10 protein-coding genes are annotated in these 16,458 nt (G+C 46.9%); 3 read left to right on the forward strand and 7 right to left on the reverse strand.

Translation table 11 applies throughout. The annotated features are described in order from the left end of the window. The first annotated feature begins 67 nt into the window (after positions 1-67). A complete protein-coding gene (locus LS482_RS16495) occupies positions 68-388 on the forward strand; it encodes a 2Fe-2S iron-sulfur cluster-binding family protein (protein WP_233028612.1) in 321 nt (106 codons plus the stop codon). Positions 389-484: 96 nt separating this feature from the next. On the opposite strand, the gene LS482_RS16500 is transcribed toward LS482_RS16495, so the two are convergent. Then, a complete protein-coding gene (locus LS482_RS16500) occupies positions 485-1,270 on the reverse strand; it encodes a DUF3050 domain-containing protein (protein WP_233028613.1) in 786 nt (261 codons plus the stop codon). Positions 1,271-1,478: 208 nt separating this feature from the next. Between LS482_RS16500 and LS482_RS16505 the strand changes: the two genes are divergently transcribed. Beyond that, positions 1,479-3,851, forward strand: a complete 2,373-nt coding sequence (locus tag LS482_RS16505) for a GAF domain-containing protein (RefSeq protein WP_233028614.1) — start codon at positions 1,479-1,481, stop codon at positions 3,849-3,851. Positions 3,852-4,170: 319 nt separating this feature from the next. Here LS482_RS16505 and LS482_RS16510 read toward each other — a convergent pair whose 3' ends face one another. After that, on the reverse strand, positions 4,171-5,373 hold the full coding sequence (locus LS482_RS16510; RefSeq protein ID WP_233028615.1) for a Pycsar system effector family protein: 1,203 nt from the start codon (positions 5,371-5,373) through the stop codon (positions 4,171-4,173). Positions 5,374-5,419: 46 nt separating this feature from the next. Between LS482_RS16510 and LS482_RS16515 the strand changes: the two genes are divergently transcribed. Next, positions 5,420-9,109: a ShlB/FhaC/HecB family hemolysin secretion/activation protein gene (locus LS482_RS16515; protein ID WP_233028616.1), complete on the forward strand. Its 3,690-nt coding sequence runs from the start codon at positions 5,420-5,422 to the stop codon at positions 9,107-9,109. On the opposite strand, the gene LS482_RS16520 is transcribed toward LS482_RS16515, so the two are convergent. The 5 genes from LS482_RS16520 to LS482_RS16540 form a co-directional block, all read right to left on the reverse strand. Further along, entirely contained in the window at positions 9,099-9,971 is an 873-nt protein-coding gene (locus tag LS482_RS16520) for a hypothetical protein (RefSeq protein ID WP_233028617.1), read from the reverse strand. The genes LS482_RS16515 and LS482_RS16520 overlap by 11 nt on opposite strands. A 66-nt stretch (positions 9,972-10,037) precedes the next feature. Further along, positions 10,038-10,736: an aspartate/glutamate racemase family protein gene (locus LS482_RS16525; protein ID WP_233028618.1), complete on the reverse strand. Its 699-nt coding sequence runs from the start codon at positions 10,734-10,736 to the stop codon at positions 10,038-10,040. Between the two features lie 110 nt (positions 10,737-10,846). Next, on the reverse strand, positions 10,847-11,737 hold the full coding sequence (locus tag LS482_RS16530; protein WP_233028619.1) for a GyrI-like domain-containing protein: 891 nt from the start codon (positions 11,735-11,737) through the stop codon (positions 10,847-10,849). Between the two features lie 72 nt (positions 11,738-11,809). Next, complete coding sequence (locus LS482_RS16535) at positions 11,810-13,177, reverse strand: vanadium-dependent haloperoxidase (protein ID WP_233028620.1); 1,368 nt, start codon at positions 13,175-13,177, stop codon at positions 11,810-11,812. Continuing rightward, complete coding sequence (locus LS482_RS16540) at positions 13,152-16,457, reverse strand: VCBS repeat-containing protein (RefSeq protein WP_233028621.1); 3,306 nt, start codon at positions 16,455-16,457, stop codon at positions 13,152-13,154. Before LS482_RS16540 ends, LS482_RS16535 begins: the two co-directional genes overlap by 26 nt. Position 16,458: the final 1 nt, after the last annotated feature.

Below are 16,458 nucleotides of genomic sequence, written 5' to 3' on the forward strand. Positions count from 1 at the left end.
GTTGTTCCCGTATCCGGTTTCTTCGGGGCATATTTCATAAATTTGCATTTTTGAAATTCCATTAACAATGCCCGATATAAAGATCAAGATCAAAGACAGGGAAGGTGTGGTACACGAACTGGATGCACCTACAGATATGGCCATGAACATCATGGAATTGTGTAAAGCCTACGAACTCCCGGTAGAGGGAACCTGCGGAGGGATGGCCATGTGTGCTTCCTGTCAGTGTTACGTGCTTTCCGAACACCCGCTCCCTGAAATGGGACCGGATGAGGAAGCCATGCTTTTTGAAGCATTTTACGTTAAAGATAACAGCCGGCTCGGATGTCAGTTGCCCATCAGCGAAGATATGGACGGACTGGAACTGGAACTGGCGCCGGAATCCTGAGTTAATGTGCCAATTCACTAATCAGCCAATTTGATAATGAGGAAATCCGATAATGAATGATATCACATTATCAGATTGCCCATTGGTACATTATTTCTAAGCCAGGGAATTTTCCCGGGCCTTGATAATCTCTTTTTCTATAGTGTCCCAAAGGGCAATACGCATTTGCATTGCCATAGTAGCAGCATCTTTAGCCTCTTTCCATTTCTGTTCATTGTCTTCACAGAGTTCAGATACCATCCGGAGGGCCATAGGGCCGTGTTCGTCCTGGTCCAGTTCAATGTGCCGCTCAAAGTAATAAACGAGTTTGTTGATGTGAAACTCCGGAAAGTTTTGCTGCATTTCCCGCAAAATGGCCGTAAACATTTCGGGAATAAGGTCTTCCCTTCCGAAGGTAAATGCCGAAGCGATCTTGTGCGGTTTGCCTTCCTCGATCAGGAAAAACGTAAAATTCAGGAAATCCTTCACTGCAGGCGGAAGTTCACTGAGCTTAATGTCCACCAGGATGTTCTTCAGGGAAAGCAGGTCTGATATGAAATTTTCTATCCTGGAAGTATTGGCCCCGCATTCCTTCATCGCCCCGAGGTACATTTCGTAATGACTCAGGTGGTTCCCCTCCTTGTTACTGTCGGTTTCTTCCGCCAGCACGATCTCGTTGATGAGGTAACGGAGTTCCGGGTTGCCCGTGGGTATCCACGGAGTTTCGGTACAGGTGAGCTTTTGCTGAAGTGCCTTGAGCAGGGACATAAAATCCCATACGGCAAAAACGTGATATTCCAAAAAAAGCTTCAGGTCGTCGGGGCTGTTGATATTCTGATAAAGAGAATGTTTCAGAAGTTGGTTGCGCAATGGACTGATCTCAGCTTTTATGTCTTCTATCATAGTATTTTTTTACAAAGTTAAAAAACTCTTTGGCACATTGCCTTGTCCCGTAACTATTTAACGAAATATTTTAACGCGGCCCGGCTTTACCGTTTTTTATGTTATTCCCTCTTAATGAGTGTGATATAAAAACAGAGGGATTCACTTTTTTTAATGCCAAATAAAAGGCCAGGATGTATGGATGCAATAAATTTAGTAAATTTGCGTTATGAAAAACTTCGTAAAAGATTCACCATTCCTTGTACAAATCAGCTTTCACAAATTGCTGGATTTCTACGAAGAACAGACGCGTAGCGAAGATGAATTTGTCGCTATGAAGGCGAAAAAGGTACTGGAAGCACAAAAACCCTATCCGGAATTGCGCGAAGGGTTTACGGACGAAAAGCTGCTGGACAAATACAGTGAGGTGATCGGTACCCTTCTCCGGGATACTTTTTCCCCGGCGCTGACCAACAACGAGATCAAGATAGCCGCCATCCCCTTTGAAAATTTGATTTTCAACGCTACGGAACGCTTCAGGAAGATTGTGAAAGAAGCGGGGGAAGGGTTCGACCTCAAGCTGCGGAACATGAGGGAAGAACACAAGTACATCATGGCGTGTACGGTGATCCTCAAATTTTACTACAAGGTCAATGTAAACTTTCAACGGCCCGTATTTTACGACATTCCGGACGCCAATAACATCATGCGGCACTACCGCGTGTTGTACAATGCGGATTACCTGGATATCATCCCTACGGAAAAAGCCGGAGAGATCACCCGTGACGATATAGACGAACTGCTCAATAATTTTGATAACCTGGAATTGTGGAAGGAAAAGTTCCCGCCGCAAAGCTGGTTGCTCAAGGGCTTCGGCATCTGCAACATGTATGATGCTACCGTGGATAACGTTATTTCAGACCTCAAGACCACACTCCTGGGCATAAACACGGAAAACGAGGCGAATTTCGTAAAGGATTTTCAGAAGATCTTCAGTTCCCTGTACGGTATACCGGACCTTTCGGTAGGCTTTTGCGGTTATAATGCGGAGGAAGAAAAATTCGAGCACCGGCCGGGCAAGGAACTGCACAGTTTTATTATGGGGAATGAAATGGAGCTGTCCAGTGAGGAGGCGTTGTGCAAGTATTCCTGTACGAAACTGCTCCGCGAGCGAAAATATTTTGCCATTGCCGATGTGGACAAATATTTTGAAAAGGAAGGAGAGGATATCTCATATAAGAACCTCAAGGCACAGGGCATACAAAGTGCCATATTCGCCCCCATAGTAGTAGAAGACGGTTCAATTTTCGGCATTATGGAACTGGGATCACCACGTCCGCTGGAACTCAACAGTGTCAATGCACAGAAACTCGAGGATGTGATGCCCTACCTGATCACGGCCATAAACAGGGCAAAGACCGAAGAGATCCACCAGGTAGAAGCCATTATTCAGCAGGAATACACCTCCATCCATCCCAGTGTAAAATGGAAATTTGAAAAAGAAATACACCGTTACCTGAAAAGACAGGCCAAGGGCTATACGGCAACTTTGCAGGAAATAGGGTTTAACAATGTTTACCCGCTTTACGGACAGATAGATATAAAGGATTCGTCCGTAGCGCGGAATGAAGCCATACAAAAGGACCTTATCATTCAGCTGTCTCATGCAAGGACCATACTCGACGAGGCCCTGAAAGCGGAACCTCTTCCCATATATGAAGAGATCGGCTTTCGCATGGACGAGCACATGCAGGATGTGGTAGGGGAGCTCAATGCCGGGAGTGAGCAGAATGTGCTGGACTTTCTGAAAGAGGAGATACACCCTTTCTTCGATCATCTCCGTATGTTGAATACGGAAATTGCGGATGCCATCGGGGAATACCTTAACAGCCTCGACCCTGTGCATGATGCAGTTTATGATCATCGCAAGAATTATGATGAATCGGTAACCCTGGTCAATAAGAAACTGGCCGCCCTCCTGGACAGAAAACAGGAAGAAGCCCAGAGGATGTTTCCCCACTACTTTGAAAGGTATAAGACCGACGGCGTGGAACACAACATGTACATCGGCGCATCTGTCGCCCATAACAGGGTATACAGCGATATATACCTTTTTAACTTGCGCCTGTGGCAGTTACAGGTAATGTGGGAAATGGAAAACGAATATTATACCATACAAAAGGAGCTCCCCGTAAAACTGGATGTGGCTTCCCTGTTGCTGGTATACAATTCCCCGCTCTCCATCCGCTTCCGCATGGACGAAAAACAATTTGATGTGGACGGCACGTACAATGCCCGCTACGAGATCATTAAAAAAAGGCTGGATAAGGCCCTTATACGGAATTCGGAAGAAAGGCTTACTCAAAAAGGGAAAATAGCCATCGTGTATTCCAATAACAAGGACGAGGAAGAATACCTGCGCTATATCCGTTTTCTCCAGTCCAAAGACTATTTCAGTGACAAAGTGGAAATCCTGGAACTGGAAGAACTCCAGGGAGCAAGCGGCCTCAAGGCCATCCGTGTGGAAGTGTTGTACAAAAAGGACAAAAAAGACACAAAACTTTATACTTACGAAGACCTGATGAAAGAAATAGCGTCCTGAGTTTATAATAATCATCGGGGTACGGGGTTGTTTTATGGCACAACCCCGGATTTATTGGTCTCAGTTTAGGGTGTCAAACCCTGCTCCCGATCCGATAGATATCGGGATAATCGGGATTATTGCAGTACTTTAGTAGTGCGAAAAAATTATAATCCCGGTTATTGAGTTATGAAGTTATTGAGTTATTGTGTGTTGACTAAATAACTTAATAACTAAATCCATCTAATAACTTGGTGATTTTATTGCTTTCTAAAAGGAGGGGCTTTTAGTCCCCGGTAAAGAAAACCGCTGCACCTTTCAGTGCAGAGTGGTTTAGTTATCAGTAACTCAGACTAACGTAATAAGTGGCAATTCCGAAGGCGATCACCGAAATAATGATACCTACGAGGAAAACCGTATAGGTAATGCGAAGCAGGCGGTATTTCTTGTCCAGTACCTTGCCCAGGTAGTAAAGGTCTTTCGTAAGGGAATTATAAAGGTATTCCTTGTCTTCCCGTACTTCCTTCATGGCCTCTTCATAGTCTTCCAGGCTCATTTTATGAAAATTTCCGAAGAAAAGGAGGTTGACTTTTTTATCCTTTACATCCTGCCTGGAAAATTTTCCCCTGGTAACATTGGGCCGTGTGGCCAGTACGGAAAAAGCGATAGAGGCTACGCTGAACCCCATAAAGATTATAGTAGGGATAAGCAGGTAGGAATTACTGGCCTTGTCCAGTTTGGGAAATAAAGTGGAAAGTGCGAGCGATATGATAATGGCATTTACCGACAGGAGAATATTGGCCTTGCTGTCTGCAATGTTGCTCAGGTTGGTATGATTTCTCAGGGTGACCCTGAAAAGGGTTTCGACCCCTCTTTCCGGTGTTTCCGCCTTTTTCTTTTTGCGTTTCAGGTCGGCTTTTTTCAATTTGTCCTTCTCCTTTTTTTCCCGGAGTTTGGAGAGGTTTTTCTTCAGCTTTAAGAGATTCTTGCCCTTTTGTGGCTGCCAGTTGGCAATGGCATAAGCGGTGTAGAACTTATGGTGTTCTTCAAACATGTTTATGTTTTCTTCCGCCCATGAGATATCGGTATAGTCTTTTCCGTCCAGTAACCGGAACTCTTCCCGGAGCAGGTCGGATATTTCCATGTAGTTTTTGGAAGCGAAATGCGAAAAATCCGCATCACAGATGATCTTTTGCAGTAAATTCGACGGCTTTCCGTTCTTTTTGGTGATCAGGATACAGTCCTTTACGGTGGCAATGCTGTCTTCCGGATACCCCTCCGCTTTAAGAAACGCTTCGGCCATTTGTGCACTTTCTTCTTCGTGATTGTGGCGGCTTCTGATATAACCCGTATCGTGAAACCACCCGGCAATTTGCAGTATTTCACTTTCTTTCTCGCCCAGGCCTTCTGCAGATACGAGCTCGTTAATGTGCTTTACCACACGCTGGGTGTGTGTATAGTTGTGATAGAAATAATGATTGGGGAGTTGTTCGCTCAGTATTTTCAGCACATGATTCTCGACCCGCCGGAGAATTGTATCCATAATTTGCTTAAATTAGTTCGAAATTAAAATTAGCATTTTTATTTGTATGATAAAAATTAAAAAACATTGGGCGTCGCTCACTGCAGGTTTACTTTTATTTTCCTGCGCCACATACAAACCGCAATATAAAACATTGCCCCGAACCGTAAACACTCCGCCTGCCGAAGAAATTTCCCATACATTCTATCTCATAGGAGATGCCGGAAACTCCCCGATGGGAGAAAGATCAAAAGCCCTGGAAGCCTTCGGGAAAGAACTCGAAACCGCAACGGAAAACAGTACGGCGATCTTTCTGGGCGACAATATATATCCTTCGGGAATGCCTAAAAAGGACGAAGAGGGCCGGGAACTGGCCGAATACCGGATAGACATACAGGCGGAGATCGCAAAGAATTTTAAGGGCAAAGTGGTTTTTATGCCCGGAAACCACGATTGGTATTCCGACGGACTAAAAGGACTGAAACGCCAGGAGAAAAGAATAGAAGACGCCCTGGGGAAAAATACGTTCCTGCCGGAAGACGGTTGCCCGATAGAAAGGGAGAAGCTGAATGACGATGTACATCTTTTGCTGATAGATTCCCAATGGTTTATCGAGGACTGGGATAAGCACCCCTTAATGAACGACGATTGCGATATAAAGACGAGAGCGCAGTTTTTTGAAGAACTGGAAAGCTATATCGTCAAATCACAGGGAAAGATACTGCTGATAGCCATGCATCACCCTTTGCTGAGCAACGGCGGGCACGGCGGACAGTTTTCACCGGACAAACAACTTTTCCCGCTGGGACAGAAAATACCGCTGCCTGTAGTGGGTTCCCTCCTGAATTTTATACGCAAAACCAGTGGCATTTCCCCCCAGGACATCCAGAGCAAACCCTATCGCATGCTCAAGGACAGGATATTTACCCTCGCCCAGCAGGCCGACAATGTAGTGTTTGTTTCGGGACACGAGCACAACCTGCAATATGCCGTGAGCCGCAATATTCCGCTTATCATCAGCGGTTCGGGGTCTAAAACCGCTCCTGCGAGTGTAAAGAGAGACGGACTGTTTTCCTACGGCGGACAAGGATATGTAAAACTTACCGTTTATAAAAACGGAAATACCTATGCCGAGTTTTACGGAAAAAAAAACAATTTTACCGATCCCCTTTTCGTAACCCGGGTCAAGGATATGGATACCGATTCCCTGCCTGATGATCTTGCCACCGATTTTCCGGAAACCGTAAAATCGAGCATATACGCTGAGGATGAAATCCGGAAAGGCAAAATATATTCTGCCATATGGGGAAAACACTACCGGGAAGAATACGGCAGGCTTATCGAGGCAAAGACCGTATCACTTGATACACTGTATGGCGGACTCAGCCCTATCCGTTCGGGGGGTGGCCATCAGACCAATTCCCTGCGGATGGAAGACCCCGAAGGCAGGCAGTATATGATGCGGGAAGTCCGCAAAGGGGCACTGCGGTTTTTACAGTCGGTGGCCTTTAAAGACCAGTATGTGCAGGACGACCTGGAAGACTCCTATACCGAAGCCCTGGTCATGGACTTCTACACTACGGCATTTCCCTACGGTGCCCTTGCCATCGGGGTACTTTCCGATGCCATCGGGGTATTGCATGCCAATCCTGCATTGTATTACGTTCCTAAACAGAAGGCCCTGGGAAGATATAACGACCGCTACGGAGATGCCTTGTACCTTATCGAGGAACGTGTGACCGACGATCATGGCAGAGTGGAGAGTTTTGCCCATTCCGATGTCATTATCAGTACGAGCGATGTGCTGGAAGAACTCAAAAGAAGGGACGAAGCTACGATCGATGAACGCCTCTACATCCGTTCCCGGCTTTTTGATATGTTGCTGGGCGACTGGGACAGGCACGCTGACCAGTGGCGATGGGCCGATATGGGAAAAAAGGACGGAAAAACACTGTACAAACCGATACCGAGGGACCGTGACCAGGTTTTTTCCAACTTTGACGGACCTTTCCTCGGACTTGTCACCCGGATGATCCCCGGAGTACGGATGATGCAGACCTATACCCCGGAAATAAGGAGCCTGAAATGGTTCAATGTAGAACCTTTTCCGCTGGATATGGCCATACTCAATAAACATAGCCTGGAAGACTGGCAGGAAGAAGCTGCCTATATCAGTGAACGCATCGATGAGGAAACGGTAGACAAGGCCTTTGCCCACCTCCCGGAAGAAATGGACAGGACAACCCTGGAGAAGGTCAGGTCAGTGCTGTTACAACGGAAAGAACACCTGCCGGAAATTGCGGAAACGTATTACCACATGCTGAAAAAACACCCCGTGGTTTACGGTACGGAAAAAGATGACTACTTTATTATTACCCGTAAAAAAGGAGGAGTTACGAGATTAGAGGCTTATCGTATCATACAGGGAAAAAACGAACAAAAATTCATTGACCTTACCTTTAACCGTGACGAAACCCGTGAAATATGGCTCTACGGACTGGATGACGATGATGTTTTTGAGATCAAAGGAGAAGGGGATGCCCTGATCCCTATCAGGATCATAGGGGGGCAGAACAATGATGTGTACAAGATCAATAACCCGCGGAAAATAAAGGTTTACGATCATAAGTCAAAGCCCAATACCTTTGAGACCCGGGTGACCAAAAGGCTCTCCGATAATTACAACCTGAATACTTACGATTATAAGAAAGTAAGGACCAATACCGGGCAGTTGTTCCCGGATTTCGGTTATAATCCCGATGATGGTGTAAAACTGGGACTGAAATATACCTATACGGGGAAAGGCCTCCGGCAGGACCCTTTCACTCAGCAACACAGCATCAAGGGCGGATATTATTTTGCCACCAAAGGATTTGACCTGGCCTATTCCGGGGAGATCGTGAATCTTACGAACAATTGGCGTTTTGCAGCTGATGCTGCTTTTACCAGTCCGCTTTTTTCCATCAACTATTTCGGGTATGGGAATGAGAGTGAAAATCCCGACGACGAACTTGATATGGACTATAACCGGGTACGGATGAGCAGTTTCAGCATATCTCCCAAACTGGCCTGGGAAGGTTACCTGGGCGGATATTTTAAAATAGGACCTGTTTTTGAAACCATTGAGATCGAAGAGACCGACGGCAGGTTCATTGACCAGGCCGGGGTAAATCCCGGTATTTTTGACTGGCAGCAATTCTTCGGGGCAGAAATGACCTATGGTTATACCAATTTTGACAGTACTTCCCTTCCCACGCTGGGGATGCAGTTCGACCTTACGGCCGGATACCGCTCTAACCTGGACAACAGCCGGGACTTCTTTTACATCACCCCGCAGGTCCGGTTTACTACCAATATCGATGCCGGGGGCAAAGTGGTGTTTGCTACCAAGTTCAAGGCGCGCTTCAATACAGGCGATGAATTTGAGTTTTACCAGGGGGCGAGCATAGGGGGCATGGATGGCCTCAGGGGATTCAGGAACCAGCGTTTTACGGGGCGGACATCGTTCTACAACAACAACGATCTGCGGTTTCAGCTGGCACAGTTCCGCACGGGGCTTTTTCCCATGACACTGGGTACCTATGGCGGATTTGACTACGGAAGAGTATGGACGGAAGACGATAATTCCGGCCGGTGGCACAATTCTGTGGGCGGAGGGCTTTACCTCAATGCCATTAACATGTTCACGGTCAATGTTTCCCTGTTTAATTCCAAAGACGGCAACCGGTTTGTATTCGGGCTAGGGTTTAATTTTTAACCTTACCGAGTTCGAGTTTATAAAGATTCCGTCCCGAACTGCCCTTGCCTTCGTCACTGATAAGCAGCGTATTGTTGTCAAGGAAACAAAGTCCTTCTTTCTGGGAAGCGTGGTGCAATGCTATGGTTTCCTGTACGGAAGCCTCAAAGAAATTATCATTTTCGAATGCTGAAAACAGCCATATCCTGTCGTGCCCCAACAGTGCTACGGTTTTTTTATCAGGGGAGATGGCCGCAGCCGTAACTTTACATTGGTCTTTGTCTGTACAGAATGTGTATTCACCGATACGTCTGGCCTTGTGATGCCCCTTTTCCGCAGGGATCTTATAGAGGAACGAGATTCCATCAAAGGGCCTGGAATGGTTTTTTGTGAAGAGGTAAAAATACCCGTCCAGGTAGAAAAAGGCTTCGGCATCGTAATATTTATGCTTCTTTTTGGGCGGAAAGTCCTTTTGTTCCGGATAATAGAACGTTATTTTTTCGGCTTCGATCTCTTCGTCTTTTGCCGTCTCCGGGTTGGCTATCCTGTAGATGGTAAGGTCATCCCTTTTGTTTTTGTTATTCCCGAAATCACCAATGTATAAATTGTTGTCATCATCTTTGGTGAGTTCCTCCCAGTCCACATTTTTGGCGTGTTTTACTTTGATGTCTTCCAGCATTTTCCCGTCAAAACCTGCGCGGTAGATGTGGTCCTTATTCCCCGAATCGTTGATGAGCCACAGGGTGCTGTCCTGTGCCGTGATCGCTATACCCGAATTTTCCTTGAGTTCTTTTGGCAGCCGGGTGACCAGTGAAAGCTGCCCGTAATTGGGGTTACAACTGATAACGATAACGTAAAGCAGGGGAAGGACCAATTTTTTCATGAAATAAATTTAGTGAATTAACCACTTGTTGGTAATATGCATTTTCCCGATCCGTAATCTCACGTTTTAATTTTTGATCATGGCATTTACTATACTTTCAACATGTATTTCGGTGGTGTCAAAAACCCTGATCCCTTCAAAGTCCGATGGGGTCAGGATAAGGGATAATTCTGTCCCTCCCAAAATTAATCCTTCAATGCCGTGGGTTTCTTTCAGGTTATATGCTATTTTAATTAAGCTTTCTTTTGTGTCCGTGACGATGTTTCGCGGAATCAGTTCATCAATATATTTATTGTGAATATATTTCCGGTCTTTTTCCGTGGGGATTACAATTTCCAAACCGTACTTTGCTGCGACTTTCTGATAAAAACCGTGGGACATTGTAGAATTTGTGCCGAACAATGCCAGCCTTTTAATTCCTTGGTTTGTTATGGCTTCACAGGTTTCTTCTACGATGCTGATGAGGGGTACCTCAACTTTCCGTGAAAGTTCATCGAAAGCAATATGAGGTGTGTTGGAAGCGAGAGCAACATAATCCACACCGGATTGTTCAAGGATATTTATTCTCTTTTGGAGAAAACTGACTAATTCCGTTATCCGGTTATTAAAGGCATAACCGATCATTTCGGTCATGTTTATGTTCTGAATCAATAACTCGGGATAATGATCCGTATCCAGTTTTTCCTGAAATTTCTTTATGATTAAACGGTAGTATTCAATGGTGGATTCAGGGCCTATCCCACCTATAATTCCAATCTTTTTCATATAAATCTTTATATATAAGTTAGGAGCGTAAAATTATAAAAACCGATGCTTACCAAAAAGGATTGAACGGTAATTAAAAACAATATAGCAACATACGAATTGTTTTCCGGTTATTTTTCCGCTACGGGCATATACACTTCGGCTTTCCATTGCCGGGGATCGCCCCCCAGGTTGGGGTTGTTAAAGAATATTTCCATGGGGGCGTCCTTTACAGGGAGGTTGTTTCTGCGGGCATAGTCGGTCAGGGCAAACCAGGCCCTGTCCGAAATACCGTATTCACCATAAAAAGTGGCTTTCAGGGCTTTTTGTGCGGAGATCGTCCTGTAAAAGATATCTGGAGCTTCGGGCAGGGTGTCCTTTTTTTCTATCGGAAAGCAGAAATTGAAATATATAGTGTCTTTTTTACGGTCCCAGTCCGTAACTTCCACCAGGGGATTTCCTTTAGGCTGTATCTTGTTTGCGAGCAGAAAACCGGGTACGGTGAGGTAATTCTGTTTCATACCCTGTGTTTTTTCCGGCCTTTTGGTCTGTATCCTGATGCAGGCACAGAAGGCTTCGGGAATTTGTGATATGCCGTTTACCCGGACCCTGAATGTTTCCAGGTGTTTTTTCAGTCCTTCTTTAAAATTTTTGATCTTTTTTATAGCTATGGTTTCGATAGTGCTCCGGGTAAAGAGCACGGCCATTTTGTTTTGCAGGGAATGTTCCGGGTCGGTAATACGAACTTTTACCCGGGTTACGGAATCGTTGCGGGAGATCATTTCCCAATCGAATATCAACGTAGAGTCCCCGGCCTGTAGTTGTTGTTTTAATTGTTCAGATCCGACGCTTTTCATTGTTATTCCCCCTTGTGTATGCCCCCATTCCCGTATCCCGTTATGTATGGTGCCGGGAGACGTCTTTGCCCTGAAAGTGACGAAGTAGTCATAGGGTTTTATAAAAAGGTACCATAAAATAAGCAGCAGGCACAGGATTCCTGCTATGGTCAAGGCTCTCTTCATGTTTGTTTAATTAGGTAATAAATCAATGAGTCAATGAGCCAATTGGCCAATGAAAATTATCGAATTGACACATTAATTGGACGCTACATCTTTTTCTCTTTTTTCCATTTTCAGTTTGGATACGAGGTGTTGGCCGAGGTCCCTGCCCTGTTTCAGGCCTACGTCAATAGCTGCCCTGTAGTGTATTCCGCCATACAGGCGGCTGGCGGCAGCTTCTTCGGCGGCCCGGTTGAACGATGTGAAACTCCGTACGGGCAGACCGAAAGGAATTTCCGTATCATCATCAAAAGTAAAATTATCCCCGAAAATAGAGGTGAGTATGGTTGATGCCGCACCGGAAACCACGGAGTGCCCGCTGGTGTATTCGGGGAAAGGAGGGGTCTGGAGGATGGGTTTCCAGTCTTCGTCAAAATACTTGTTGATCACGGTCTCCGGCCGGATGAGGTTACTGCGATACTTTTCGTCCCAGCAGCTTATAAAACCGTCGGCGATGCCCATGGAGGTTTTGGTATAGGCGTGAACGGTCTTGTCAAAATCAGTGCCTGATTTCCGGCAGGCTATTTTGCAGATACCGATCCAGTGTGCCCCTGGAGTGATCTTTTTGGTAGCGAACATCAGATGCCCCCTGGTTACAGATACATAGGGGTTGCAGTCCCAGAACCGGGCGATGGCTACCTCTTCGGTCTCGTCGCCTTCCTCGGTGATTTGGTTGGTTACATCATAGACTTCCCTGACTTCTTTATAGAATTGACTGCCTTCTTCCATCGAAAAAGCGGGAGGGGGGACAGGCCTGAACTGCGAAGCAGAGTCGAGTGAAAAGGGGCGTATCTTGTCCCAGTGCGGTTCTATTCCGTCCATATAAGCGGGAGGGGTGGGTATCCACTTGCCCGGGGCATCGTAATCAACAGTGTATTTGGGCATGGTACGGGTTTGTTTGTAATTATCGGTGTTCATCCAGGATTTTATGTGCTCTGCCACACGGAGCCCGTAGGTTCTGGAAGCCTCAAATTCCCCGGGGTTAATGCTGTCCCATGCGTGGTACAAGCTGTCTCTCACCACTTCGAGACGCGACTCGGAGAAGATCAGTGTTTTGCTGATGTCGATATGTGCTATCAGTGCGGCCAGGCGGTAGTTAAGCGGGGTGTTTGCCTCGGGTTCGGGTATGGGAGTGAGTTCCGGCAACTGGCCTGCGAGCGAACGGTAATGCTCGTTGTTCAGGGCAACGATCTCATAGGCTGCAATATTCGGATAGGCAAATATCCGGCTGGCCACCGGCGGTGAAAAAATATCGTGTATCATCACTTCCACCACCCGGTCTACCGAAGCGTGGTAGTCTTCGGGAGAAACCGTGATGGGCTTGTGATCTTCCTTGCAGGAAAGCACAAATGTCAGGGCTATAAAACCTAAAATTCCTTTAAGGCAGGGCATATACTTCTGCATGGTTGTTGTTTATGGTTATTATTAAATACGTTTGGTTGTTATGTTCTATAATATTCAGGTGCCGTACGGATTTTCCGGAGAGGTCCATGCCCAAAAGGTGCGTGGGCACGATGGCATCTTCGCTTTTGATGAGGGCGCCGGGAAATCCGTCAAACCGGCCGTGATAGGGCTGTACACCGAAATAGTTGCCCCCGGCAAGAGCTTCCGCTTTTCCGTCCCTGTCAAAATCATGCAGGGCAAATGCTGTTATCGGAGCCAGCTGCATTACAGCACCGAAGGGACGGAACGTAAATTTTCCGCCTTCATTTTTCAGGTAACCCGATTGCAGGGTATGGACTTCCAGCAGACCGGCATTCCGCAGTAGTTCCGGATCGATGATTTCTTCGAGCGGCTTCCCGGCAAAATCCCTGTATTTGGTGAATTTTTTACGGATCAGGCTCACCATTTGTCCGGAAAGTTCGTCCATTCCGGCAAGGGGATAGTAACTGCCGTCTTTTTCGGTGGCGATTATGGTTTCGGTACTTCCGTTCTTGTCAAAATCGTCGTAATACATTTGCATGGGATGGTTCGGGGAGGCACTGAACTTGGTGTTGGTGCCCCAGTTGCCCAGCAGGTAATCGGTGTCGCCGTCACTGTCTATGTCAAAAGGAAGGATGGCCTGCCAGAGTCCGTTGCTTTTTTCGGAGAGTACCCGGTCCGTGACGTCGGAAAGTTTTCCGTTTGTGTTCTTAAAAAAGGAGGGTCGCATCCATTCGCCCACCACGATGAGATCGGTACTGCCGTCCCCGTCAAAATCCGTCCATACCGCATCGGTAACCATACCTGCATTTTGCAGTGCTTCGTTTTCCACTATGGAAAAGGTACCGCTGTCGTTTTTCAAAAGGAAGGATTCGGGAATTTTTCCGAAGTCGTTGGAGACGGCATGGTTCCCCACAAAAAGATCACGGAAACCGTTGTTGTCATAGTCAAAGGCCCTTGCCACAATACCGTTTCCGTAGTATTCCGGGATAGTTGCCCGGGTAAAGGTGCTGTCGGTGTACCGGTAAAGCCTGTCTGCCAGGGGGGCAGCACTGCCGCGGTATTCACCGCCTCCCGAGGCTACGAAGACCCCGTTCCTGCCATCCCCGGTAAAATCGGAAATCACGGCCGCTACACCTTCGGCAACGGAATCCGCCTGAATGACCGGCACGGTCGTCCTGGCAAAACCGGAATCCTGTTGTATGAATATTGCAGCGCGTTCGCGTTTGGAGCCTCCGAAGAAAATGTCGTCCTGGCCGTCCCCGTTGAGGTCGCCTACGGCAGTTGCAGGGCCCCGGTCGGTCATATTATAGGGGATCAGTTTCTGGCGGTCGTAATCTATAAAATGGTTTTCACGGTGGGTAAAATCAATGCCCAGATTTCCTGTTACCCTGGTGAACACGGGTTTGAGCGTATTCCGGAACAGGGCATAGTCAAACGGTTTTCTTTCCGGATCGATACTGATCACGATATGCTGATCGACGGGAACGTTGTACAGCGTTTGAAAGGTTTTGTCGGGCCATATCACCGTTATGGAATCTGCCGAAGTGTTTTTACCGTAACCAAAATGTATAACCGGTTCGGAGGTGGACTGGAAACCTCTTGCGGGGAAAAGTTCCCTGAATTGCTTTTTTCCGTTGTGATACGAGATGACCTTGCTCCCCGTACCGAAATAGTTCGGGTTTTTGTAACGCAACCGTATTTTTAGGTAATGACTTGCTGTATTGGCCGGTACATTGTCTTCGGAAAGGTCGTTGATCCTGTTTTGGTATATGGTGGCCGTAGCGTTGAGATTGTTGGTGATAAGGTCCATGTCGCCGTCATTGTCCAGGTCGGCATAGGCACAACCGTTGGAGATCACGGGAGGGTTTGGGGCCCATTTCCCGGATTTGTCTTCAAAAGTGTAATTGTCCCTACCACGAAAGAAATAATCGGGGATCACTCCGGAAGGCATAAGGGCCAGGGCATTGTTGTCTATGAGTTTGGTGGCATCCAGTTTTTTCCGTATCTGTTCGTTGGAGGTGTATTTTATGTAATCCAGGTCATTGGGGCGTTTCGGGATGCCGTTACTGACAAAAAGGTCCTGGCGGCTGTCCTGGTCAAAATCGGTAAAAAGGGCGCCCCAGCTCCAGTCTGTTGCAGCGATACCGCTCAGCAGGGCCGTTTCGGAAAAACCGTTTCCCCTGCGGTTAATGTGCATCATATTGCGGGAGTACTGGTAGTGGTAGCCCAGTTTTTCAGTTCTCAGATGCTGCATGGTCACATTGTCGTCCCCGGCAGAGGATTTCAGCACTTTTTCGTTTTCGGGGAGCATGTCCAGTGTAAGCAGGTCCGGAAAACCATCATTGTTGATATCTGCGGCATCGCTGCCCATGGAGAATTTTGAAGTGTGCCCGAAATATGTTTTGAGGCTTTCGGCAAAGGTACCGTCCCCGTTGTTGAGGTAGTAATAATCGTCTTCGTGAAAATCGTTGTTTATGTAAACGTCCGGGTAACCGTCCATGTTAAAGTCCGAAACCGCCACCCCGAGGCCGTAGCCGTTGGCGCCTCCGTAAATCCCGGCTTCTTCACTTATATCGGTAAATTTATTGTCATCGTTCCTGAAAAGTTTATCACCGCTTTCATAGTGCCGCCTGTTCCTGATATCGGCCCTTCCGAAAGATGCTTCGGAATGGACGGCGTGATTGAGCAGGTACATGTCCAGGTCGCCATCCAGGTCATAGTCGAAAAATGTGGCCATTGTACTGTAGTTTTCCAGGTCGAGACCATATTCGGAGGCACTTTCGGTAAAAGTCCCGTCGCCGTTGTTGATGTAGAGTTCGTTATGTCCCAGGAAACCGTTTATGCCCACAACGGCACAGACGTAGATATCGAGGAAGCCGTCACCGTTGACATCGGCCATGGTTACCCCGGTATTCCAGTCGCTTTTTCCGGCCACTCCGGCTTTTTCGGTGATATCCTCAAATTTCATGTTTCCCTTGTTCAGGTAGAGTTTGTTATAACCCTGGTTGTGAACGAGGAAAATGTCCGGGAGGCTGTCGTTATTGATGTCACCGGTGGCTACCCCGGCCCCGTTGTAGAAATAGAGGTAGTCGAGTATGTTCAGCCGGGTGGTGTCCAGGGTATTGGAAAAAGTAATTCCCGTTGCCTCCGGCGGCGGGGTAGTAAAAAGCTGCTTTTCCTTTTTGGAACAAGCTGTTACCCCGAATGCGAATGCTATGAGGACTATATGCTTCACTATGTAATGCTGCTTTTCCTTCATG

Origin of the sequence: Sinomicrobium kalidii, assembly GCF_021183825.1 — a bacterium.
Taxonomy (GTDB): Bacteria; Bacteroidota; Bacteroidia; order Flavobacteriales; family Flavobacteriaceae; genus Sinomicrobium; species Sinomicrobium kalidii.